We start from the raw sequence: 25,447 nt of genomic DNA on the forward strand, positions 1-25,447 counted from the left end.
TACCTTTGTGAGCTGTCTTTAAATCGCATCAAGATTTGTAAAAGTTATAAATCTACGAGCCTCTGGATACCAAATTTTCCCCTTATCACCACCCTTACGCGAAAGCTGAGCTAGGCTTTTAGGTATCGCTTAGATTCGCATTTTGAACACACCTTCTCATTGCGCTCTGGGCTTTCAAAGTTACTGGGGAGACGGATAATGAGGTTTGGTGTAAGTGCTTTTTGTTTGGGGGTGTGTGCGCTCATTTGTAATGAGCTTGTGGTGGCAGATCCCTATCCGCCAACTTGGGATAACGGTATCGGTGCTGCAATCCATTACAGCCCAGTGTCATGGCCCTCAGAGCCAACCAATCCGGTGAATTGCGGGGCTACTTGTGGTGACTGGAAGCCTTACACTCGATTCCAGCAAGGCATGAAGGACCCGCGAACTCAAGATCCGTCGAACGGTGGAACTGCGCCACAAGCTTATGTCAACGTCAGTTCATCGTGTTCAGACAAAGCCTTACCTAGTATTTACTACTATCTCCGTCAGGGTGCTACACCTGCAGATGATGTACTTATGTTTCGGTGGCGCGTTGAATCCGCACCACATAATTACGCCACAGGGCCAAGTGCAGGTAACTATGGCTCGGGTAATCCGTGGTCTTCGGCGTTATGGACTGTGCTATTTGATACCGACGGTAGTGGTTACCGATCTCTAGCGGCTCATCTGGATGGTTCCTCCGGTTCTCCAGCGGTGGCTATAGACCGCTTAGTGGGGATCTGGGGTAATACCAGTTCGCACTCTCTCGATTACTTCAATGACCCTAATATTCATTTGCTTGGACACAACCCGACGGCGTTTGTGGGCCCAACTGGCAAAATAATGAATTTCCACAACAGTGGTACACCTGATGAAGTCTGGTCAAACGGTTCAGCCGAGACCGTCTGGGATTACGGAACTACTCGCGCACGTACGGTAACCCAAAATTCATGTACCGAATATTTTATTGACTATCAAATACCTATTGCCTTGCTTGACGCTTCCGGTATCGGCGGCCCCAAAATAACGCGTAGTACCCCCATTTCCATGCTGTTTTGTACCGCCAACAGCCTAAACAATCCATTCCAAAAAGACTGTGCAATAAATAAAGGCTGGACTGCAGATTCCAACAAGCCTGCTCCGTTTGGCGATTACCTGTCGTTCAACCAAACTGAGCCTTATAGCCAACCTATTATTTCCAGTGTAACAGCCGCGCCCCCCAATTCGTGTCCGGGAACCTATACGCTCAAGGCGACAGTTCAAGACACGCTAGCGATACAGAATGGAGTGGTCGTACCGTCTGTGCAGCAGGTAGATTTTTTCTATTGGTACGACAAAGACGGAAATGGTCTGGCTGATGATGTGGGCAGTGCTTGGACTAAAATTTCACCTACTGCAACGCGGGATTCGGGCACGCTTAACAAGTGGACAACCAGCTGGGATGCGAGCTCGCTGCCAAAGGGTAAATACCTTATTGGAACCCAAGCGCTTGACGACAACACCAAGCTGGATGATGGGATGACACCAAGCGGAATTAACAACCGCACATTTTCCTACGTCTCGGGCGATGCATCTAACAAGGTCTATATAGGTGGGGCTTGGATTAGCGGGCAGCAAGCGTTATTTCCTTCGCATTCACCCACGCAATCGCCTTCCAATGCAGAGAACTGGTTTGGTAACCCCGATGTAACTGGCCAACAAGTTGCGGTTGTAGGAACTGCTATTAATGCTTGCGGCTTGGCTCCCACTATTACGCTTGCGGGAAGCACAGCTAACGTGGTCGCAGGAGGCTCGCTAACTTACACCACTACCTTGGCTAACCCGGCCGCTAATGCAAGTGCTATCACTGTATCCCAAATTACCAGCCAGCTACCCTCGGGCTTCAGCTATCAAAACGCTACCACAGTAGGAACTGGCGGTTTGGGTTCGTCTAACCCGAGTATTTCCGGTCAAACATTGAATTGGACCTATGGCTCACCAATCAGTCTGGCTCCGGGTGCCAGCGCAACCTTGACTTACGGTGTTACAGCCACGAGCACAGCGGGAAATTACAACGCTACCGCGTCCGCAGTGACTTCATTTGGTACTATCTTGAGTAGCCCTGTGGCCGTAGCAGTTGATGCCGCACGAGTATCACTAAGTATTTCTCCGAGCGCGACCAGCATTGCCGCGAACGGTACTACCCAGCTGACATTCACTTTGACTTATTCAAACGATTCAACTGTGAGTGTTACTGGTGCGACCTTGGCCGGAAGTTTGCCTACAGGGGCTAATTATGTGGGGTGTACCGGTGGAACCACCTGCGGAAATTCAAGCGGTACCCTGAGTTGGACTATTGGAACACTTGCAGGTGGTGCGAGCGGCAGCGCAACTGTGGTCATGACTGTTCCCAGCACTTGGACAAGTTCATCCTTAACCCAATCTGCCACACTTACTGCAACTGCGCCGGACGCTAGCACGGTCAACAAGGCGGCCAGCAGTACAGTAGCAGTTACCGGGTATGCTTCGACCTCACCCGCGGCATTTACTCTGACCAAAACGGCTAGTGCAACTCAGATCGCTCCGGGAGGAAGTGTCACCTACACCATTAGCTACGCCAATTACGGCGGTACTGCCGCCAACAGCGTAGTTATCACCGACACCTTACCCAGCGGTATGACCTACTCAAGCTCAACGGGAAGTGGTGTTCATGCTAGTGGCACAGTAACTTGGAGTCTTGGCACTGTGGCAGCCGGAGCATCCGGATCGGTTACTGTGACAGTCGCTGCTGCCAATCCTTTTACAGCCACTAACCCAGCCTCTAATTCGGCCACAATTGACTGGTCTGGCGGTACTCCAGTGACGTCGGCGAGCGCTGCGGTTGGGGTTACAGGGCAGTCCTGCAGCACATACTATTTTCGTTCAACTACCGGAAATGTGGGCTTTGCCGGAACCAAACAGTTGGCAACAACTTCACCGGTACCCGTGTCGGGAGATACAGGTTCTTCGGTCACCCTGACCGCTCCTGTTTCAGGAGCCGCTTGGCTTGAAGCTCTACGTTTGTATCAGGATCCAGCGACTACGGGTGATGTGCCGTTCGATGGAAATATCACGACTAATATGTACATAGACCGTGCTAATGGCCAAGGTCTAAATATTCGCGCCACCGTTTACGATTACAACTCAAGTACCGGATCCACAACTCAACTGGCCCAAAACAGCCAACTATTTAGCGGTAGCCAAAAAGGATTACTGACCTTCTCGGTAACCCCGTCAGGTACGTTGGCAAAAAACCATCGTCTATTGTGGGTATATGAAGTTCGCTCCAATCACTCCAGCCAGACGGTGCAAGTACAGCTCCAGTATGCGGGTACCGTTACTAACGCGATCTCAGGCGGAACTACTTTTGCCGATTCCAATGCGCAATACTGCATTACCCCGCCCGCAAATCTAAGCACTCAAGTGACAGTAGACCAAGCCAGCATATCTGCGGGCGCCACTCCTACGCTCAAGTACACCATCAAATACGCAAACACCGGTAGTGCCAGCGCGACTAATGCTTCATTGGTAAATACTTTGCCTAGTGGTTTTACCGGCTGTGAATATTCTCTCAACAACAGTACTTGGGCGAGCTGCTCTGGAGCGAGTTCGCATACTTTCAGTTTGGGTACGGTTACAGCAGGTGCGTCGGGAACTGTTTATGTGCGAGGTACTGTACCGAGTGGTACCTTGGGGGGCGAGGTTTACACCAACGGCGTGTCACTTACTAGCGACCAAACCAGCGCTGTAACAGCTACCGCGGTGACGAACGTTGCAGCGTCCGGCGGGAGTCTCGGCGCAAATTTGGTATTATCGCTTTCGGCTAACACCACCAGCGCTCAGCCGGGGGATGCGGTGGTTTACTCCCTAACTGTTACCAATGTGGGGGATACCACGGCGAGCGGCGTAGTGGTCTCTAACGCTCTACCTTTAGCAAGTTATTTTACCTATGCCTCTTGTACCGGTGGATGCACCAATACTGCCGGAACCTTGAGTTGGACTACCGGAACCCTCGCCGCTGGTGCATCGCAAACTTACACTTACACCATGAATGTGGGATCCAGTGGCTTAGGTTCAGGCGTCACTGTCATTTCGGACGATGCCTCCGCAACCGGAAATTCAGGCCTATCGGCAACCAGTAACAGCGTATCCCTTAGTTTAAATGGTAATCCCCGATTGTCAGGAGCCATAACGGCTACCCCAAACACAGGCCTAGCACCGGGTGATACGGTCACCTATTCCATAAGCTTACAAAACACGGGAAATGCCAGTGCCACGTCGGTGTCAATTAGCGATCCTATTCCCGCGAATACCAGCTTTAAGGGCTCCATTACAGCAAGTTCAGGTAGTGGAAGTTTCGATACTGTTAACAACCGAGTGATTTTTGATGTGGGGACACTCGCGGCCGGTGCCAGTGCAACTTATAGCTATCAAGTGATGGTCAATGGGTTGAATAGTGGTAATACCACGCTCAGTAATGTCGCCACTGCCAGCGGGGCTAATGCAGCTTCAGTCGATCTCAGCACCTCTGCGGCAGCTTCCGCCGCTGCTAGTTTGGATCTTAGCCAGACGGCGAACGGCTCGGGCATGTACCCGGCGGCGGCACTGCTTGCTAATACCAATGGAACGACGGTTTACGTAGATCGTACGGATGCATTCCAGATTAATCAGTACGTAAAAATTGGCAACATGGTTGGGCGAATCGTCAGCATGGGGGGCCAATCCATAACCTTGGATACCAGCGTGACTGCGAACTCAGGCGATATTGTTGTCGGTGCAATTACGTTTAATCTGGCTTATCGAAATCTTGGCAACGCATCGGCGACCAGCGTGACTTTGGTAGACACCTTGCCGACCGGGCTTGGTTATTACACGTCATCGCCTTTGGCATCAAGCGCTCCGGCAATAGGTGCAAGCGGTGGAGTTACTTGGGCTATTGGCAGCCTTGATGTTGGCGCGAGCGGAACGCGATCCATAATTGCCTTCCCGACAGGTACCACGGGCAATTTGACGAGCCACGGGGTATTAAGCTCTGCTAATGCGTCCAACGCCACAGCCGATGCAGGCATTAACATTGGCGGTATTTCCGTGTCCAAAACCACAAGTACCCCGCTAATCGGTGCTGGCGGCACCGCCACCTATACAATCACCCTGGCGAATTCGCTGGGAACACCAGTGAGTAACCTTTCCATAGAAGATGGATTAGCTGAAGGTTTCAGCTATCACACCGGTTCCGCTACGGTTGGCGGAACACCGACCGAGCCTACATTTGCCGGCAGTGACAGTGCTCACCAACACCCGCAGTGGTCGGGACTGACGGTACCTGCGAACTCCACCTTGGCCATTGTGTTACAAGCCTATGTGGCAAACTCTGCGGGTGCGGGTGTTTACCAAAATGAGGTACTGGTGAGTGCTGGCGCCGGTGTGGGGGTGCTCCAATACGATTCACTTGGCGTTACTTCAGAGGATGTTACCTTACTCGGCAGCAACTCTGGTGTGCTCAACGGCAGAGTTTTCTACCGCAACGCGGGTAATAGCAACTCCTATGTTCCCGGTTCAGATTTGCCTTTGGCAGGTGTTCGCGTTGAAATTTACAAGCAGGGCGCAGACTGCACTGACCCCTACAGCGCAACCTGTTATGCCGTTTATACCGACTCAAATGGTTACTATCAAAAGGTAGTAGCTGCCGAGGGCTGGTACGTAAAAGTTATCTCCAATACCGGCCAGCTCAGTTCAAGTTGGGATCAAGTAGTTGGTACTAACAACTCGCTGGTGCAAGTGCCTGACCAAGGCAGTTTGTCAGTCCAAAGCGGCTTTAAGCTAACGGCCGGGTTTTTAGTGTCCGCGTCAGCCGGCACTGGGGGAAGTATTTCTCCTGCCAGTGCAACCGTGACCAGCGGCGGGACTACGAGCTTTACTGTTACTCCGGACACTGGGTACAACATTGCCGCCGTAGGTGGAACCTGCGGAGGTAGCCTTAGCGGAAATACCTATACAGCAAACGCAGTTACTGCGGCTTGTACGGTGCAGGCTAGTTTTAACCTCAACACTTATAACATTGTCTTTGATTTGGCAGGCGGTACGCGCACGGGTGGCGGGGCGTTGAATCAAACTGTAGCTCATGGAACCGGTGCAACTGCCCCAACGCTTAGCGCACCAACAGGTAAAACCTTCATGGGTTGGAGCACGAGTTTCAGTTCGGTGACCGGACCTTTAACTGTAACGGCGCTTTATGCGGATACGACCTACACGGTGACGCCATCCGCAGGCACTGGTGGCAGCATAAGCCCGGCTACCGGTACAACGGTTGTGCACGGCAACACAACTAGCTTTACGCTTACCCCTGCTAGCGGTTATCAAATAAGCTCAGTTACAGGCACCTGTGGCGGTAGCCTTAGTGGGTCCATCTATACGACCAATGCCGTTAGCGGCAATTGTTCGGTACAGGCCAACTTTGTGCTGACGAGCTACGTTGTTACCTTTGATCTCGATGGAGGAACCCGCACCGGTGGCGGGGCGATTAGTCAGTCCGTGATTCAAGGAAGTTCCGCGGCTGCACCTACGTTGACTCCACCTGTAGGAAAAACATTTACGGGATGGAGTACGAGCTTCAATACGATTACTGGACCTTTAACAGTTACTGCTTTATACAGTCCAACGCTCTATAACGTGAGTCCAGGTGCAGGTAGCGGTGGAAGCATTAGTCCTTCCAGTGTGCAAATCGCGCAATATGGAGATCTTGTTAGCTTCACCCTTAGCGCAGATCCGGGTTACAGCATTGCGGGAGCGAGCGGGTGCGGTGGAAGCCTGAATGGAGCTATTTTTTACAACGGCTGCCGTCACAGGCGACTGCAGCGTCTACGCGGTTTTCACCCCAAATCAGTATCCAGTAACCTTTAACTTGGCTGGAGGTACGAGGACGGCCGGAGGCGCCTTAAGTCAATCAGTGACTTACCAATCGGCTGCAACTGCGCCTGTATTTACCCCGCCTGTGGGTAAAACCTTTACGGGTTGGAGCACAGACTTCTCATCGGTTACAGGTCCGCTTACGGTCACGGCTATCTATGGCGATATTACCTTCCAAGTTACGCCAACGGCGGGGGCAGGGGGGATTATTAGCCCAGCGGTTCCGCAAACCATCATTTATGGTCAGTCTACGTCGTTCACCCTAACCCCATCAGCCGGTCATAGTATTGCTTCGGTAACAGGCACGTGTGGCGGCAATTTGGTCGGAAATACTTTCACAACTTGGCCAGTCAGCTTTGATTGCTCTGTTCAGGCCAATTTTTCGATAAGTTCCTACCCGGTGACCTTTGATCTGGATGGTGGTACGCGTACCGGCGGCGGTGTACTTAATCAAACTGTGAGCTACGGAGGCGGGGCATCAGCGCCTGTATTCACGGCGCCTCCAGGTAAGAGTTTTGCAGGGTGGAGCGCAGATTTCAGCTCGGTGACTGGCCCCTTGGTTGTGACCGCACTCTATGGCACGAGTATTCATAGTGTTGTACCAAGTGCCGGAGCGGGAGGGAATATTAGTCCTTCGACACCACAAAATGTCGTACATGGCGGAGCTGTGAGTTTTACCCTTTTACCAGCGACTGGTTACCAAGTAGCGTCAGTTGAAGGAAGCTGTAGCGGTGCGCTCAGTGGCAATACTTATACTGCCAACGCCATAAACGCAGATTGTTCTGTGGCTGCCACCTTTGAGCCCGCGATTTTCGCCGTCACCTTCGATCTTGCTGGTGGTAGTTGGGGTGGTGGCGGCGCTTTGACCCAGCAAGTTGTTTACGGCGCTGATGCAACTGCTCCGCTTGTCACGCCTCCGAAAGGGAAAGTATTCCAGCGGTGGAGCACGGATTTCACCCACGTTAGTGGGGCTTTAACGGTAGTGGCGCTTTATCAGGACACCACATTAACCGTAACGGCAACTACTGGCTCGGGCGGAACTGTGACACCGTCAGGTGCACAAACGGTGGCTTACAACAAATCGGCGAGTTTCCAATTGGTGCCCGCTCCCGGTTATGCCTTTGCCGGTGCAACCGGCGACTGCGTTGGTGGTAAAGTCGGGGATATTTACACCACGGCTCCCGTTATTGCTGACTGCCAACTTGCATTTGCTTTTGATTCCATACTTAAAGTGGTGGACGAAACCGGAAAAATTTATATCGGTGACGACCTCAAGGCTGGAGCATCGAGCACATTCAAGGTAACCGGTGGCAGCGGCAAGCGCCGTATCACTGCCAGCACTACACAGGCCGGGGTAACTAACTTGCCAACCACCGAATCTATCCCTGATTTTCTGGGGCGATTAGGGGCCAGCTTGACGGATTTGGGTAATGGTAGCTATCGCTTTTCAGCGAGTCGTTCGGGCCGCTACACCCTCGAATTTATCGACGAGGATGGCCAGTCTTCCTCGCTCACCTTTAGCGTCCATCCGACTATCGGGTTTACCAGCACCTATCAGGAAAGTTCAAACGGTAAAGTCACCCAAGTAATGGTCCTATTAGATGACGATCCAATCGATTATCCCGCCATAGTCGCGTTCACTGTTGACGGCAGCGCTTTGGCATCAAATCTCTCCTCCCAGGGTGCTTTCAACATCGTAAAAGGCCGCCTTGCGACCCTCGATTTTGTGCCGAATACCAGTGTTGGCGAGATAGGATTTACCCTAACGACCAGCGGCTTGGTTAACGCGCAACTTGGGGACATAAGGCAGCACAAAGTTATTCTTAAGGATATTGCCAAGCTTCCTTTGAGTCTTGAGATAAAGGCGCAGCAAGGCAACGAAAGTAAACAGCTGATGTTGAATACTGGCGGTACAGTAACCTTGCTTACGTCCTTAACTGGGCCCGCTTATAGCTACGACTGGAGCGCGTCAGCACCGGAGTTGGGTATCGCCAATGCTACTAATTGGCAACCGAGCTTCAATCCGCAAAGCTTGAACGGTACTTATCTCGCCAAGGTGACAGTAAAAGAGCTTGCCGCTCCAAATCGTAGTCAAACCGTAGAGTTGCTATTGCATATAGCTGCGAATGAACCGCCAGCCTATGCAAATTTCTTCAATCTTGAATATGAGGCCAGCCCAAACCGTTTGCCTATTTGTACGGATGGTGGAATGGCACGCGTTTACGCGTGTCACGATGTCTTAAAAGCTGTCTACATGGAGACGCTAAGTACTTATGAAATTAAACTTGGTCGCTCTTCAGACTATGCTTCCTGGCGCGATCTACAGTTTGGATTGGCGACTGAAGCGCGTGACATTCATGATCTGGACGGAAAACCCGTGGCCAACACTATTGACCCTGAATATTCACATTTGGGATACGAAGTGGATTTCGAGGTATCAGGTTTAGAGCAATCCGGTCAGACCGTACCCGTTGTGATTCCACTAAAACCCGGCCTGACCATTCCTGCAAACGCTGTGTGGCGCAAATATTCTTCAGCGGGATGGCACAATTTTGTGGAAAACGATACCAACAAATTGTATTCGGCCAAGCGGCAAATCAACGGGTTATGCCCATCTCCATCCGCAACTGAATGGTCGGCTGGCCTTAAGGCGGGTGACGACTGCGTGCGTCTCGTTATTCAAGATGGTGGCCCCAATGATTTCGATGCGCGTGCCGACGGAGTTATACGTGACCCCAGCGTACTTGCCGTTAAGCCTGAGGTAATAGACGTAACCACCGTAGGAAAAGGGCGAGGTGGCTCAATAGATTGGCTTTTACTCGTACTCATCGCGTTTGGCAGCCTGGGCTTGGCGACAACCAAATCTGTAAAGGGAAAAAGAAAATGAACATAACTATTTTTCTAAAAAATGTGCAGAAATTAGGTATCCCAGCGCTACTGTTAATTGGTGCACCTAACTATGCCTGTGCAGATTATTTCTATGCTGGTGGGCTCGTTGGGCAAGCACAAGGCCAAGTTGGCGCTGACGAAATGAATCAGCGAATGGAGTCGCTGGGCTACATGGCGCAAGCGAAAGTCGATGGGCAAAATCGTTCTGTCTGGGCGCTTTATGGCGGTTACCAATATTCTCAATATTTGAGTGTTGAATTTGGCTACGTTGACTTGGGTACGGTGAGGACACGCTTGTCCGGTTCACCGGTTGATATTCAGGATTATTTAAACAGCGCTAATCTAGTTCATCCGCGCTCGGCAAGTGGCTATGAGTTCGCGCTTCTGGGAACCTATCCGATTGACGAGAAAAATTCTGTCTATCTACGCGGCGGTATGATGTTCGCAACTTCTCGTTACCGCGCCACCTCTCAAACTGATTTTGCCAAACGACTGGATGATGACAAGAGTGCGTTTATCGGCATAGGTTATCAATATGAGTTAAATGATCGCTGGGGCTTAAGAGCAACTTATGAAAGCTACCGCGTAGAAAACGAGCGGATTGGGGTTTACGGAGTTGGTCTGCGGTATAAGTTCATCTCTGCCCAGCGTCAAATTAATGTTCCTATTAATGTTCCTACACCGGCACAGGTACAGCAAATTGCGACAACTGCACCTGCAGCGCCTGCAGTTCCCGATTGTTTGCAAAACGAATCGCAGCCGAATTGCGAGCGCAAGTCTGCGGCGCCATTGTCTATTAAATTAGAAGTACAATTCGATACGGCCAGTGCAACAGTGAAAGAAAGTTTTACACATGACATAGATGAACTTGCACGTTTTTTAACGAAAAACCCCAGTGCTAAAGTTACTATCGAAGGTCATACCGACAATCAAGGAAACAGTGAGTTCAACAAAACCTTGTCGCTACAGCGTGCGCAGAGTGTGCAAAATATTTTGGTGAGTAAATATGGTGTCGCACGAGAAAGAATCACTGCTGTTGGTTTCGGTGCTGAAAAACCTATAGGTGATAATGCGACACCTGAAGGCCGAGCGCAAAATCGTCGTGTGATGGCAGAAATTAAATAGTCAGATTTCCGCATCATGATTCAAGGACGGATTTGCACATCAGTTTTACAATAAGGAGGCGAAAGCCTCCTTATTGTTTTTAATTATCCTTAGCGTTTGGCATCTTCCAACCGCCACACCAATTTTGTTTGGTGCCAGCAAGCCACGGCTTTATCGCCTTCCATGCATGGAGTAAATGCCCAGTTGCGCAACGCGTGTTTCATGGCGGCATTATCCAAACTGGTTGAACCACTGGTAGAAAAAAGTTTTGCTTCAGCTACGCGTCCATCGGCAGTTACGTAAAGGCTTAAGCCAGTTGTGCCTTCTTCACCCAAGCGAGATGCTGCAAGCGGGTAGTCGGGTTTGGTTGCATGAATTAAGCGAGGTTTAGTCATTACAGCTCGCTCAATAACACCTCCATCGTCGGTAATTCCGCCTCCATCAACCACAACCTTGTCATCAAATGTCAAAGGCTTGCGTTCGACCGGATCAATGGTGATGGTTTTGTTGGTCGGAATGATAACTTCTTGCGGATCGATTTTCTGTTTGGTAACCGGTTCTTGTTGATGAGGGGTGAGCGTTATGGCCTCAGGCGTTAAGATCGTAGCGATCTTGACTCCCAACCCGCTGACTAATCCCCAAATGAGTAACACGTGGAATGCGATAACAATAAAAATGCCGAGGGATTTTTGCTGGGTATTTTGCTGAACATGATATGACATATTTTCTACCATTTTTTAAGAGTTTGACCTGCATAATGAAATGGTATTTCTTGAAACAAACTATCCAGTACTGCGGTAGGTTGCTTCTACCATTTCACGGAGTTTGCACCCAGATTTTTTCACCTGGGTAAGTTGAGTATAGTCACCTTTGGTAACATGCAAACATTTCTTTACAGTGGGTTTATAATCTTTAAGCGCAAATAAGCTTTTGCATATACGCATAAGTCTTAGTAATGAACTGAGTTAATTGTGTTCGTAAGAGGGAACAATCTTTAACAAATTATCTCTAATTGCGTACATTCTTTTTGATCCTATCCGTGATCCAATAGCTTGAGTATGTTGTACCATTTGAGTTGATGGCTAATTCTCCAGGAGCGATTATGAAATCCCCCATTGTTGTAGCAATCTTGATGTTGAGCATGACTGCATGTGGTTATATGAAACCGCACGAAAAGGCTGCGTTGCATCAAGCGGAATCGGCAGGCTTGGTGTCGGTAAAGAAACCGCATTTCGATGTATCTTTTGCGTTACCCAATACTCAGTTCGCGCAATACAAAAAAATTATTCTGAGCGATTTGGATTTTTCTTCAACGAAAGTCATCACTCCTTCAACCATGCGCCCGTTTGAAGCACCTTGGGAACTGACAGATGAAGATAAAAAGTATTACCAATCCAAATACACAGCTTCCGCCACAAACTATCTGTTTGGTGATAAAGACTATTCCCTTGCAGCTGTGCCAGCATCCGACACCTTGCTATTAAAAACCAGAATTACAGAGATAGCGCCGCTTGCATCGAAAGATGATTTAAAAAGTCGCCCCAACTTAATGGATGTGTACAGTGAAGGCTTTGGTCGAATGACTATTGTGTTTGAGCTTTACGATTCGGTTTCCAACAAGCTTATTGCTGTGACAACAGATGAACATGACCTTGGCAGAATTTGGGAAAAAAATAATCGTGTCCAAAACAATTTTCAGATCAAGCTAGCGTTTGATTTTTGGATGCGAAATTTAAAAGACGAGTTGGAAGCGCTTTCCAAAAAGTAGATGAAAGTGGATTTCTACTAACAAAGCCGGGCATAGCCCGGCTTTGTTGTTTTGGATATACTGCCGCAACTTTTCTATCAGGACGCTACCATGTCGCAACTTGAAAATTTTCCCATTGCTGAGCTTTCCGTTGGCTTATCAAAAACCTACAGTAAAACCTTAACTGAAAAAGACATTATTTTATTTGCCGCTTGCTCAGGTGATGTAAATCCCGTTCATTTGGATAAAGCTTACGCCGCCACTACACCTTTCGGCGAACCTATAGCGCACGGTATGTGGACAGGTGCTTTGGTGTCAGCCGCCATCGCCACACAATTGCCAGGCCCTGGTTCTGTTTATCGCAGTCAAAGTTTGAACTTTAAACATCCTGTAAAGGTTGGCGATACAGTTACTGTAACACTCACCATCACGGAAATTAAAGAGCGCGTTAAATTAATTACCTTGGATTGCGAAGCGCATAATCAAGATGGAAAATTAATTGCGAAAGGTGTTGCTGAAGTGATTGCGCCAAGTGAAAAGCAAATTATTGCAGCGCCGGTGTTGCCTGAGATTTCCGTAGGTTGATTGGCGAGGGTTACTTTCAAAGACTATGAGGTGACAGTTTTCTTAAGTGGGATATCTTTATTAGGTAGGGAGTCGTCATCCTCGCGCAGCGGGGATCCAGTTTTTGCTTGAGTTTGGAAAACCAATAAGAGCTAAAAACTTCTAACCTGGAAAAATCTAAATGCTGGATCCCCGCTGCGCGAGGATGACGACTCCCTCCAAAAAATATTTTTGTATTGAGCTGCAGTTTGAATTTACGTTTCAAACTTGAAGAGGCAGTTTTACTCCGCCTCTTCATCCTCTTCGCAAGCTGCGGCAATCGGCCAGCCGCCAAACTCTTTCCATTTGTTCACAATAAAGCAAAACAAATCCGCGGTTTTTTCTGCGTCATAAGCAGCGGAATGCGCTGCACTGTTGCTGAATTCCAATCCGGCACAGCGGCAGGCTTTTGCCAAAACAGTTTGACCGAAGGCGAGGCCTGAAAGCGTTGCGGTATCGAACACGCTAAAAGGATGAAAAGGATTGCGTTTAATATCGCAGCGCTCTACGGCGGCATTTAAAAAATTCAAATCAAAATGCGCGTTGTGGCCAACAATAACGGCGCGCGTGCAGCCGTTTTCTTTTACGGCGCGGCGCACAGCTTGCATCATATCGGTAAGTGCCATCAGTTCCGGTTCGGCCATGCGGTCGGGGCTGTCCAAATCAATGCCGGTGAAATCCAGTGCGGCTTTTTCAATATTGGCGCCTTCAAAAGGTTCGATGTGAAATGCAAAGGTTTCGTGTCTGTGCAGAAGCCCGTCTTCATCGATACGGATGGTGACAGCGGCAATTTCCAGCAGGGCGTCGGTTTGCGCGTTAAAACCACCCGTTTCAACATCGATAATCACGGGCAAAAAGCCGCGAAAGCGTTGCGCCAAGGGCGAAGAAGGATCTTTTTGATTTTCGGGTGGATTCACGTGAGCGCCTTATATCCGAGCGTTGGGTATTCTTGGTTCAAGTTCCGTCTTAGGGCTGAAGTTTCCAGCGCAATGTCTCGCCAGCTCTTAATGGCACCAGCGTGGTATCGGCGAAGGAAAGGTTATCCGGAACTTGCCATTCCGTTTTAACGAGCGTGATTTGGTCGGTATTGCGCGGCAATCCATAGAAGTCAGCACCAAAGTGACTGGCGAAACCCTCAAGCTTATCTAGCGCGCCTGCATCTTCAAAAGCTTCCGCATACAACTCAATTGCCGCGTAAGCGGTGTAGCTGCCCGCACAACCACAGGCTGCTTCTTTCTTATCCTTGGCGTGAGGGGCGGAATCGGTTCCTAAAAAGAACTTGGGGCTGCCACTGGTAGCGGCTTTGATAAGCGCGGCTTGGTGTGTGTTGCGTTTAAGGATTGGCAAGCAGTAATAGTGTGGGCGAATACCGCCAGCGAGCATGTGGTTGCGGTTGTACAGCAAGTGGTGCGCCGTAATTGTGGCCGCAACATTCGCCGGTGCAGCCGCGACAAACTCGGCGGAGTCTGCTGTCGTGATGTGTTCCAACACCATCTTCAATTCGGGGAAGTTTTTAACCAGATTGCTGAAGGTGCGATCCAAAAATACTTTTTCGCGGTCAAAAATGTCGATGGAAGAATCAGTCACTTCGCCGTGCAGTAAGAACGGCATACCGGCTTTTTGCATGGCTTCCAGCACGGGGTAAACTTTGGCCAGGTCAGTTACGCCGGAAGCAGAATTCGTTGTTGCGCCCGCTGGATAAAGCTTAACGGCGGTCACGCCTGCAGCTTTGGCTTTTGCGATTTCCGCTGGGTCTGTGCTGTCAGTGAGATAGAGAATCATCAAGGGTTCGAACGTGTTGGCCGCAGGGCGGGCTGCCTTGATTCGCGCCTGATAGGCGAGGGCTTGCTCGGTATTCATTACAGGAGGTACAAGGTTTGGCATAACTATCGCGCGCGCAAATTGCTGAGCCGCATCACCCACGGTTCTACTCAGGGCGGCACCATCGCGTAAGTGAATGTGCCAGTCGTCTGGGCGGGTAAGGGTGATTTTTTGCGGGGCGGGTATTTGCGACATGAACGGCTTTCTCTTCAAATTCAAAAACTTGCCGCATCCTATCAAAAATAGCCCCCCCGCGCAGCTACAAGTTTTGTGGCCGAGCGCAGTGCTTGGCTATACTCTTGCGTAACTAGATGTTTTAACGCGGGCTTTTGAGCCTTGATTGGATGACGCAGGTTTTTGTGATGGGTTCTTTTAATGTGCGCTAAGGCTCGGTTTTTTCGCTTTCTTCTAAGATGTTCCTTTTCTCTAACATGCTCATTGCTAGCTCAATTTGCTCAGGCACAGATGTATGGGGCGGATATCACCAACTCTGAATGGAAGGTTGCGTTCAATCCCTTCTTTTGCAGCCTAACTCATTCCATTCCCAGTTTTGGCAAGGCGGTGCTCGCGCGCAAGGCGGGCGCTGCTGAGAGCTTTTATTTGGAATCCCAAGGTAAGGTGGTTTTTCCGGGCAGCATCGCCGGTGCCGAAACCTTGCCTCCACCTTGGCGTAATGATTTGGTGCCAGTGCCTCTTGGCGCTTTTAAGGTTGATCAGGGAACTCGGCCGATCACGCTTGCTTCCAACCAGATCGCTCCTTTGATTACCCAGCTTACGGCGGGTATGAATGTGATGTATTCATCTCAACCTGTTGCGACGGGTTCATCTAGTCCCAGCATTATGCGTGTGGTCGTGAACGCAAAGAATTTTACAACGGGCTACAAGGCTTACCAGCAATGCGTGGCTGATTTAATTCCCTATACCTTTAACCAAGTTGCGCGGAGTTCGCTCAATTTTGCGGAAAAAGCTGAAGGACTGACTTCCGCGCAAAAGGCAGAGTTGGCAAAAGTAGCGCGTTACGTGAAAGCCGATCCCAACGTGGTTGGTGTGTTTGTTGATGGCCATAGCGACAACTCAGGCACAGCAGAAGCCAACGAGGCAATGTCCAAGCAGCAAGCCGAGTGGGTAAGCGCCTATTTTGCAGAGCAGGGGGTGGAGGCGGCTAAAATCACGACACGTTGGCACGGCGATAAATTCTTTATTGCAGATAACAAAACAGCGGCGGGGCGCGCGCAAAACCGTAGGGTGACTGTTCGTTTGGAAGACGAAACCGCGCATAAAGAATTTATGAAAAAGGAAGAGGAAAAACGCAAAGCAGAGGAAAAGGCAAACGCAGAAAAAGCTGCTGCAACGTCTTCTTCCGCTAATGCAAATACTGCTGCCGCCAGTAGCGCTTCCAGCAAAGCCAGAATGACTCCTGAAGAAATAAGCCGTATGGTTGAAGGTTATGACTTAAAAAATCCCAAACCGTGAAATCTGAATTTTTCCTGAATATTTTTTGTAAATTTCACCGAGGCTAGAACCCTATCACTCCTTTTTTTATAATCGCCGCGCGGCGCTAAATTTTTCATGTGTCGCGGAATTTTTTCAAATCACTTAGGTCATATTCTCCGTATTTCTGGCTGGCAGAATGAATTTGCCGGCTTGTGGGAGTCGTCTTACTAGAGGTTAATATGAAGAAATTATTGTTGCGTGCAGCAAGTTTGTTTTTGTTGTCTGTCAGCTTGGTGGTGACATCCGTCCAAGCGGCGCCCCTTCCAGATTTTAGCGATCTTATTGAGAAAGCATCGCCCGCTGTAGTCAAAATCACCGCTGTAACCAAAGCTAAACAAACCCGGCAACTTCGCCAAATGCCTAACAATCAAATGCAGGATATTCCCGAAATATTCCGCGAATTATTAGAGCAGCGCCAAATGCCACAGCGCGAGCACGGCGCGATTGGGTCCGGCTTTTTTATTTCCAGCGATGGTTACGTGTTAACAAATAATCACGTGGTAAGTGAAGCAGACGAAATTAAGGTTATTCTCAACGACGAGCGCGAATTCGATGCGAAATTAATTGGTACTGATGATCGCACCGACATAGCACTCTTGAAAATTGATGCTAAAAATTTGCCGCAATTAAACTTGGCTAAAAATGAAAAGTTGAAGGTGGGGCAATGGGTTGTTGCGATTGGTTCACCTTTCGGCTTGGACTATTCAGCAAGCGCCGGTATTGTGAGTGCGATTGGTCGCAACATTCCATCTGATCGTGGTTATGTGCAATTTATTCAAACGGACGTAGCGATCAACCCCGGGAACTCTGGTGGCCCATTGTTCAATATGGATGGCGAGGTGGTGGGTATTAACTCGCAAATTTATACCCCGTCTGGTGGCTCTGTTGGTTTGTCCTTTGCCATCCCTTCATCAGTTGCGATTGATGTTGTGAATCAATTGAAGAATAAGGGGCGCGTTGAGCGCGGCTGGTTGGGCGTGGTGATTGGCCCCGTAGATAAAGATCTGGCCAGTGCTTACGGTTTGGATAAAGCTCAAGGTGCAATTGTGTCTGAAGTCGCGCCCAAAGGCCCCGCCGAAAAAGCGGGCGTTAAGGTGGGCGATTTGATTATTCGCTTTAACGGTCAGGATGTTCATAGCCAAGCTGATTTGCCCCGCATTGTGGGTCAATTGGCGCCAGGAACAAAAGTCACCTTTGATGTAATCCGTAAAGGTAAGCGCGAAACCTTGTCGGGCACCTTGGAGAAATTGAAAGACGAAACTGGCGCAGCCGAAAAGCCAAGTATCCCTGATGGTAAACCTACCAAGACTGATACTTTAGGTTTAAGTGTGGCGCCTGCGGAAGGAGCTGAAAAAGGTGTTCAAATTCTTAGCGTCGAGCCAGACAGCGCGGCACAACGTGCAGGCTTACAACGCGGGGATGTGATTACTCAGCTGGACTTCATTGATGTGGATTCGGTAAACACCTATTCCAAAATCGTAAGTTCAATGCCTAAAAATACCGCGAAGGCAATTCGGTTTGTACGTGGCGGAACGCCTATCTTCCGCTCAATAACCATCAAGTAATTTTGCGTCAATCTCGATTTGACGCCATCTTAAAAAAGGCCAGAGAAATACTCTGGCCTTTTTTGTTATTAGCCTTTCTTTGTCATTAGTCCTTTTTGCCATTAGCCCTTTTTGTCAGTAGGTTGATCACCATTCAATTTTTCTCAGGCTATAATGGCCACCCCAAAAAGTTGATTTGATGATTATGCAGCCACCTGTGTTTACCCGCGCTTTACTTGCCCCCCGCTACTGGCTCGCCTGGTTTGGTGTAGTGGTTTGGTTTTTGTTGGCGCAGCTACCTTATCGTGTGCAGTTTTATTTACCGCATTTATTAATTCCCTATCTCAAGCGCAATAAAAAACGTTTGAACCAAGCGCAAACCAATTTGCGCATTTGTTTTCCTGAGTTGAGCGAAAAAGAACGTGAAGCCTTGCTTTACGAAACGCTTTATTCAACAGCTATGGCGATATTTGAAACGGGCATTGCGTGGTTTTGGCCTAAATGGCGTTTGCGTCGTTTGTTCACCATTAGCGGTGTTGAGCACGTTGAAGCCGCGTTAAAGGATGGGCAGGGCGCCTTGCTCTTGAGCATGCATTTCACAACATTGGATATTGGCAGCGCAATGCTGGGGCAGTATGTCAATTACGATGGTATGTACCGCCCACATCGCAACAAAGTATACGACTACATGCAGAAGGTTCGCCGTGAAGCCTACGCGCCCGGCGGAACTGCATTTAGTCGCGATAATGTACGCGGAATGATTAGCCGTTTGCGTCAGGGGCGTATGATTTGGTACGCACCTGATCGTGATCTTGGTGAAAAGGTGAGTGTGTTTGTTCCCTTTTTTGGTGTGCAAACTGCAACGGTTACCGCCACCGCGCAGTTCGCGCGCTTAGGTCGCGCAAAAATAATTCCTTTTACGCAAAAGCGTTTGCCGAATGCGAAAGGTTACGAGTTAGTGATTCATCCGCCGTTTGAAAATTACCCAACAGGTGATGAATATGAAGATGCACTGCGTGTGAGCAAATTCATGGAAGATGAAATTCGTAAAATTCCCGGCCAATATTTTTGGGCGCAACCACGTTTTAAAACTCGCCCTGAGGGTGAGTCTAAACTCTATTAATTTTTAAGATGATGCCTGTGGGCTGGGTATTGTTTTGCGCCTTTCATTTGGCGCTTTCTATTTAAATGTGTGGCGGATAAAGATGCATTTTTAAAAATAAATACTCATACGTTGGTAAATTTATTAATTAATAATTGTGATGCTTTTCTCGCAAATAAATTTGACATTGTAGATAGGGGGGGGGGTAATTTGGTCGCCATCAATCACGCAACCATGAAGGTTCGTGTAAAGGAATTGAAAACTTTTTAGCGTTATTTAGGATTTGCAAGGAAAAAAGATGTTAAAAAACCTGTTTCGCCAAGAGGCTATTGATGCTAAGCATTATGGTCTAAAAGGCGATGTCCTGATGCTCCCACGTTTTTCTCATTCGCTAATATTGGCAATCTTATTGCTATGGTTTTCGATTGTCATTATATGGCTCTTCTGCAGCCATTATGCTCGTAAACAAACAGTTGTCGGTTGGTTAGAGCCCCCCGAGGGCATTATTCGTATTTATGCTGAATCGACAGGTATCGTTCGAAAAATTCTGGTAAAAGAGGGAGAGTTTGTTAAGCAAGATCAACCATTGCTGATTATAGGTGATGAACACACTCTAATAACGGGCGATGATTTAGATAAGGGGTTGCTTGATGAATATAGCTCTCAGCAAAAAATGTTGAGCGAGCAATTGCTGCGCACGCAGAGTAATTTTGAAATGCGTATTAGAGATGTTGAAAAGCGCATTGCTTCTTCGTATCAGGATTTGCGTTTGATCGATGAGCAGTTAGATATTTTAAATAACCGTTATGCTCTGGTGGTGGCGCAAGTAGAGCGATTTCGTCGGTTAAAGCGAGAAGGTTTTTTGGCAAATACGGAACTGGATGGAGTAGTTGCTCAAGAGCTATCTTTGAAAAATGACAGGCAGGCGCTTTTGCGAAATAAGGTCGCACAAACTAATCTTATTGCGCAATTACAAACGGAGCAAAAATTATTACCTGGCGAATCCGCTAATGCGCTAGATCAATTGCGCTCGCGCCTGAGCGACATAGCACAGCAAGTGAAGCAGCTTAGCGGTCGCGGTTCACGTGTTATTAAGGCACCTAGGGAAGGTGTTGTTAACAATCTGCAAGCCCGTCAAGGCCAGCAAGTCTACGCTAATAACAATATTCCGTTGCTCAAATTGTTTCCCGATAGCAAACAATTGACCGCTCATTTGCTCGTGCCTGTGCGGTCAATCGGTTTTATTGAAGCGGGGCAGCCTTTGGCGATTCGTTATGATGCATTTCCGTATCAAAAATTCGGCATCTATCAAGGACGTGTAGAGCTGGTATCTAAAACCCTGTTGCTACCAAATGAGCTATTAAATACGCCATTGCAAGTTAATGAGCCTGTCTATCGCGTTACCGCATTACTCAGCGCGTCTGGTGTGCGCGCCTACGGCAAAGATTTTCCGCTAAAACCTGGAATGACATTATCCGCTGATATTGGTCTAGGTGACCGTTCATTGATTCAATGGTTGCTGGAGCCCGTTTATAGCTTAAAGGGACGTATTTAATGAATAGCCGTGTCCATATACAAGAACTTAACCAGCGCCCTGAGAATTTATTAAATTTCACATATCGCCGACGTTTACCAATAATAATTCAAACGGAGGTGGCCGAATGTGGTCTGGTTTGTTTGGCGATGATTTCCGGTTATCACGGATTTGAAACGGACATGACAAGCTTGCGTCGAAAGTTTTCGGTTTCCAGCCATGGTGTGAACCTTAAGAGCATTATGGATATAGCTACACGCTTGCACTTGGCACCGAGAGCTTTGCGCGTTGACGTTGAAGAGCTAGTTCATGTGCAGTTGCCGTGCATTTTGCATTGGAGCCTGAATCATTTCGTTGTTTTGAAATCCATTCGAAAAAACAGCTACACCGTGCATGATCCAGCGCTTGGCGAGCGCACTATGGACGCATCATCTTTTAATAAAGAGTTCACAGGCATCGTTTTAGAGTTAACTCCTACGCAAGAGTTTGAGAAAGGCGAGGCCAAGGAAAAGCTTAAGCTGGGTCATTTTTGGTCCAGTATTGTTGGGCTGAAGCGCAGTCTCGCACAAGTTGTTTTACTTTCATTGCTGCTTCAAATTTTTGCACTGGCATCTCCTTTCTATATGCAGACTATTGTGGATGATGTGCTGCCACGGCAAGACACTAATTTACTTATAGTTCTAGCTCTAGGTTTTGGTTTACTCACGCTAATTCAAATAGGAACTACCGCGTTGCGTGAGTTTGTTATTTTGCATTTATCCAATCGGCTGGGTATGCAAATGTCGGCTAATCTATTCCGTCATCTCATACGTTTGCCTATGGATTATTTTTCTAAACGCCATATGGGCGATATTGTTTCTAGATTCGGCGCACTGGGAAATGTACGAAGTCTATTGACGACTGGTTTAATCGCAACAGTTGTAGACGGTCTCTTGGCGCTTATTACTCTCGCCGCTATGTTTTATTACGATGCGCGTTTGGCGCTAATAGTTATTTTCGTTGTTGCTATGTATGGGTTGTTGCGTTGGTTGCTGTATCGCCCTTTTAGACTGCGCACAGAAGAAAGCATAGTTGCCAGTGCTAAAGAAAGTTCGCATTTTATGGAGTCTGTTCGCGCTATTCAAACCATAAAGCTATTTCAAAAAGAGAATGACAGGCAGCATCAGTGGCAGAATCTTCTAGCAAACGCAATGAATAAAAACATTCACATTGCCCGCTGGGGGATTGGTTATAGCGTACTAAATGGATTGCTATTTGGTGCAGAAAATATTCTTGTTGTCTATTTTGCGGCTACAGCGGTTATGGACAACGTTATATCACTTGGGATGCTCTATGCGTTCATGAGCTATAAGAGCCGTTTTATTAACTCAATGGATAGCTTAATTGCGCAATGGATTGAATTCAAAATGCTCGGGCTCTATTTAAATCGCCTTGCAGATATAGCTTTTACGCAGCCAGAAGACATTGACTCGCATACTGTTAGAAACCTCAATGAGGTGACATGCCTCCAAAACGCTGATGAATCGATTGAGGTTATAAATTTACAAGAAATGGCAACTCGTAAAAAAATAGTGGGAAAGATCGAGGTTAAAAATCTCGCTTATCGCTATGGCGAAAATGAGGCTTACGTTTTTAAAAATGTAAATTTTGTAATACATCCGGGTGAAACAGTTGCAATAACAGGAGCAAGCGGCTGCGGTAAAACGACGTTATTGAAATGCCTTATGGGGCTGATGGAACCAACAGAAGGGGAAATTTTTGTAGATGATAAGCCCTTAAAAAAAATATCCTATTATCGCAGCCAAATTGCAGCAGTTATGCAAGAAGATCAGTTGTTGAGTGGCGACATAGCAGAGAATATCGGTTGCTTCGCGCCAAATATAAATTTAAATCGCGTTCAAGAGTGTGCCCACATGGCATGTATACATCAAGAAATTAATAATATGCCCATGAATTACAATACTTTGGTAGGCGATATGGGTACCAGCTTAAGTGGCGGCCAAAAACAGCGCGTAATTTTAGCGCGCGCACTTTACAGAAAGCCCCGTATCCTCTTCATGGATGAAGCTACAAGCCATCTCGATGTTAATAACGAAACACTGGTTAATGAAAACATTAAGCAGCTCGATATTACTCGGGTGATTGTTGCCCATAGACCAGAAACGGTTAAATCTGCAGGAAGGCAGATTAATCTTGCTTGTCATGGTGGTTAGCAAGTTAATATAAATGTGCAATTAAGGAGATAAAATGCGTGAATTAAATAAAGTTGAAATTGTACAGGTTGGCGTATCGCAATATGACTGTGACAATCTTACGACAATGTTAAGTTTTCAAGGAAGGTGCGTTTCTAGGTCGTGAAATTCGGCATGGAAATTTTAATAATCTTTGCGACTGCATAAAGGACTATCGGGCGCAATATTAATAATGTGTTAGTCAAACATTAATATCAAAAAGGAAATAAATATGCGTGAATTAAGTATACAAGAAATCGAGTGTGTAAGTGGCGGCGGTACAGTCGGGGATGCGATTGATGCGGCTGCCGCGGCTGCTCGTGAAGCGGCCGCGGCAGCAAAAGCAATGGCGGAAGAGGCTGCTCGAGCGGCGCAAGCGATAGCTGAGGCGCTTGCTAAAGCCTACGCAGAGTGGGCGGCTAAAGAAGCGGCGGAAGCCGCTGCAAGATATGGTTGTAATTATAAGCACTTCTCAAATGGTGGCTCTGAAATGATTTGTAGGTAATGAAAGGAATCGCACAAAGCGTTCGCCTTTGTGCGATTCCCCAAATAGCAATAAGCCATATAAAAATTAAAAATCAGTTAAAGTTTTTGTAGGTTGTATTATTTAAATGTATTGCGAGTTAATTAGTTGAGTTCCGTAGGCTGTGGAAATAGGTTTCAGCTAAACTTGTTGAGAGAAATTGGTTTTTATAGTCGGTAGTTTCATGAATAAAGTGCTTCTGTATTCGGTTAGTATAATTGTCGGACTTCTTTTAGTCGACTACATATTCAGAATTATTTCTATTCACTGCTTTCCATTGTTTCCTGACATATACACTGTATTGATTGAAGACCACTTATTTTTAACTCAAGTTCGTCACGAAAGCATTGCTATGCCGAATACATTCGAGTTTGATGTTGGTGGACAGAGATATTACATTGATTATTTTATCGCACGATTAGCTATTGAGCTTATATTAGTGTTGTTCTTGATTAAAAAAAAATTCATTAGAGATCCTCTGGTTTGTTATGTATTGGTTGATTTAGTTGGTGCCTTTGGTAATGTGAGTGAGCTCCTATTTCACGGATATGTTACCGACTATATTGGGTTTTCCTATTCTGGAAAGGACGGCGTGTTAATAAATATTAGCGACATATTGCTAGGATCTAAAGAGTATGTATTTACATTTGTGCTCGTTGCACACTTGTCATTCTTTTTGAGGCATAAATATTTGCAGCATCGTATGCTTAAAAATTGAATTGGGTTGCTGCTGGGTTTTGGGTGATTCGGAATTCTGCGATAGTTTTAAAAAAGCATGGGTTGATTCTTATGTCTTTTGACTCGGCGGCTGGGGAATATATTGTGCGGATCATATTCTATAAAAAAATATATTGTTCTATAATTATTTTAATGCTTATCGATTTTATTGCGAGAACGATATTCCATTATATTAATGGAATTGGTGTCTATAAAATTCATAATTTGTATTTTATACTTCAAGTGGCGCGTGATTTTAAATCGATGTCTTCGGTTTATAACTTTATTCTTGGTGGGTTTGATATCCGAATACAGCTTTCTATTATTCAATACCTTTTGCCAATCCTGTTGGTAAATTATTTTATAAAAAATATGGATGTTAAATATATTATAATTTTTTATTTTTATTGCGTTTTGGTAGCCATAGTTGGTAATAGTATTGAGCACTGGTTAAACGGGTATGTTACCAATTACATCGGTGTTTCTACTGATGGAATATATTTTAATGTATACACCTTGTGTGATTTCATTTTTTATTTGGGGCTGTACGTTCCATTTTTGTTGTTGGCTATATTTTTTATAAAGCTACTTTACGATAAGTTTTTTAAGCGTGGCGCTAATACGAAAATTAGCTAATGAATAAAGATGTCTATAACTTTTTTTTCTATTTGATAGTGCTGCTAATGCTTTTGGGTATCGGCGTTAGGTAGCGTTTCATTATGTTGAAGGCGTTGGGGTTTATAAACTGCTGGATGCGTATTTTACCTTTTAAGTGGCTCGAGATTATAAGTTTCCCGCATTTACTTATGAGTTTAGCGGCGCTGGGTTTTCTGCAAGCGTATATTATTTCGTAATTTTTCTTATTGAGTTAATTTTTATAATTAATTTTATTTTTAAAAAAGGAGATGCGAAGTTTTATTCTAATATCTAATTTTTTTGTCTTATGGCGGCAAACTTAGGAATAGCATTTGGTGCAGGGTAAATTGGTATTTCACTAACTATATCGGGTATTCGTCTGATGGGCTCTATTTTAGTGTATATACATTTTATGATTATCTTGTGTATTTTTCTAACTATGTTCCTTTTTTTCTTATTGCGTTTTATGCACTTTCATATTTTAAGAAAGTCTTAATTCGAAAATCAAAAACAGAGAATGTCGGCGGTATTCAGAGGTGGTTTCAGTTTTGCCTGAT

At 46.9% G+C, this 25,447-nt stretch carries 15 protein-coding genes; 12 read left to right on the forward strand and 3 right to left on the reverse strand.

The features are described 5' to 3' along the window. Positions 1 to 198 precede the first annotated feature (198 nt). From U1F02_RS12315 to U1F02_RS12325, 3 genes are read left to right on the forward strand one after another with little or no spacing between them, the layout of a single operon-like run. The gene (locus tag U1F02_RS12315) at positions 199 to 6,939 is read left to right on the forward strand and encodes an InlB B-repeat-containing protein (RefSeq protein ID WP_409990701.1); all 6,741 of its coding nucleotides are present in this window, start codon (positions 199 to 201) and stop codon (positions 6,937 to 6,939) included. After that, on the forward strand, positions 6,851 to 9,832 hold the full coding sequence (locus tag U1F02_RS12320) for an InlB B-repeat-containing protein (protein WP_409990702.1): 2,982 nt from the start codon (positions 6,851 to 6,853) through the stop codon (positions 9,830 to 9,832). The genes U1F02_RS12315 and U1F02_RS12320 overlap by 89 nt, the downstream gene beginning before the upstream one ends. Then, positions 9,829 to 10,959: an OmpA family protein gene (locus tag U1F02_RS12325; protein WP_409990703.1), complete on the forward strand. Its 1,131-nt coding sequence runs from the start codon at positions 9,829 to 9,831 to the stop codon at positions 10,957 to 10,959. Before U1F02_RS12320 ends, U1F02_RS12325 begins: the two co-directional genes overlap by 4 nt. 89 nt (positions 10,960 to 11,048) lie before the next feature. Here U1F02_RS12325 and U1F02_RS12330 read toward each other — a convergent pair whose 3' ends face one another. Next, a complete protein-coding gene (locus tag U1F02_RS12330) occupies positions 11,049 to 11,660 on the reverse strand; it encodes an energy transducer TonB (protein ID WP_409990704.1) in 612 nt (203 codons plus the stop codon). 380 nt (positions 11,661 to 12,040) lie between these two features. Between U1F02_RS12330 and U1F02_RS12335 the strand changes: the two genes are divergently transcribed. Together U1F02_RS12335 and U1F02_RS12340 are read left to right on the forward strand one after the other, a co-directional pair. Further along, complete coding sequence (locus U1F02_RS12335; protein WP_409990705.1) at positions 12,041 to 12,706, forward strand: DUF3313 family protein; 666 nt, start codon at positions 12,041 to 12,043, stop codon at positions 12,704 to 12,706. A 90-nt stretch (positions 12,707 to 12,796) separates the two neighbouring features. Beyond that, a complete protein-coding gene (locus U1F02_RS12340; protein WP_409990706.1) occupies positions 12,797 to 13,270 on the forward strand; it encodes a MaoC/PaaZ C-terminal domain-containing protein in 474 nt (157 codons plus the stop codon). Positions 13,271 to 13,530: 260 nt separating this feature from the next. Here U1F02_RS12340 and rnt read toward each other — a convergent pair whose 3' ends face one another. Continuing rightward, complete coding sequence (rnt, locus tag U1F02_RS12345; protein WP_409990707.1) at positions 13,531 to 14,205, reverse strand: ribonuclease T; 675 nt, start codon at positions 14,203 to 14,205, stop codon at positions 13,531 to 13,533. Between the two features lie 49 nt (positions 14,206 to 14,254). Then, positions 14,255 to 15,304, reverse strand: coding sequence for a dihydroorotase (gene pyrC / locus U1F02_RS12350; protein ID WP_409990708.1), 1,050 nt, complete (start codon positions 15,302 to 15,304; stop codon positions 14,255 to 14,257). 243 nt (positions 15,305 to 15,547) lie between these two features. Between pyrC and U1F02_RS12355 the strand changes: the two genes are divergently transcribed. The 7 genes from U1F02_RS12355 to U1F02_RS12385 all read left to right on the forward strand — a co-directional run bounded on the left by U1F02_RS12355 (position 15,548) and on the right by U1F02_RS12385 (position 24,255). Further along, a complete protein-coding gene (locus U1F02_RS12355; RefSeq protein ID WP_409990709.1) occupies positions 15,548 to 16,582 on the forward strand; it encodes an OmpA family protein in 1,035 nt (344 codons plus the stop codon). 200 nt (positions 16,583 to 16,782) lie between these two features. Further along, entirely contained in the window at positions 16,783 to 18,168 is a 1,386-nt protein-coding gene (locus U1F02_RS12360; protein WP_409990710.1) for a Do family serine endopeptidase, read from the forward strand. 178 nt (positions 18,169 to 18,346) lie between these two features. Then, positions 18,347 to 19,270 carry an LpxL/LpxP family Kdo(2)-lipid IV(A) lauroyl/palmitoleoyl acyltransferase gene (gene lpxL, locus U1F02_RS12365; RefSeq protein WP_409990711.1) on the forward strand — a complete coding sequence of 308 codons (924 nt, stop codon included), beginning with the start codon at positions 18,347 to 18,349 and terminating at the stop codon, positions 19,268 to 19,270. Between the two features lie 277 nt (positions 19,271 to 19,547). Further along, positions 19,548 to 20,804, forward strand: coding sequence for an HlyD family secretion protein (locus U1F02_RS12370; RefSeq protein ID WP_409990712.1), 1,257 nt, complete (start codon positions 19,548 to 19,550; stop codon positions 20,802 to 20,804). Then, the gene (locus U1F02_RS12375) at positions 20,804 to 22,996 is read left to right on the forward strand and encodes a peptidase domain-containing ABC transporter (protein WP_409990713.1); all 2,193 of its coding nucleotides are present in this window, start codon (positions 20,804 to 20,806) and stop codon (positions 22,994 to 22,996) included. Before U1F02_RS12370 ends, U1F02_RS12375 begins: the two co-directional genes overlap by 1 nt. Before the next feature lie 250 nt (positions 22,997 to 23,246). Further along, positions 23,247 to 23,519, forward strand: coding sequence for a hypothetical protein (locus U1F02_RS12380; protein ID WP_409990714.1), 273 nt, complete (start codon positions 23,247 to 23,249; stop codon positions 23,517 to 23,519). Between the two features lie 202 nt (positions 23,520 to 23,721). Next, positions 23,722 to 24,255 carry a signal peptidase II gene (locus tag U1F02_RS12385; RefSeq protein WP_409990715.1) on the forward strand — a complete coding sequence of 178 codons (534 nt, stop codon included), beginning with the start codon at positions 23,722 to 23,724 and terminating at the stop codon, positions 24,253 to 24,255. Positions 24,256 to 25,447: the final 1,192 nt, after the last annotated feature.

Origin of the sequence: Cellvibrio sp., from assembly GCF_046347455.1 — a bacterium.
In the GTDB taxonomy this organism is placed as follows: domain Bacteria; phylum Pseudomonadota; class Gammaproteobacteria; order Pseudomonadales; family Cellvibrionaceae; genus Cellvibrio.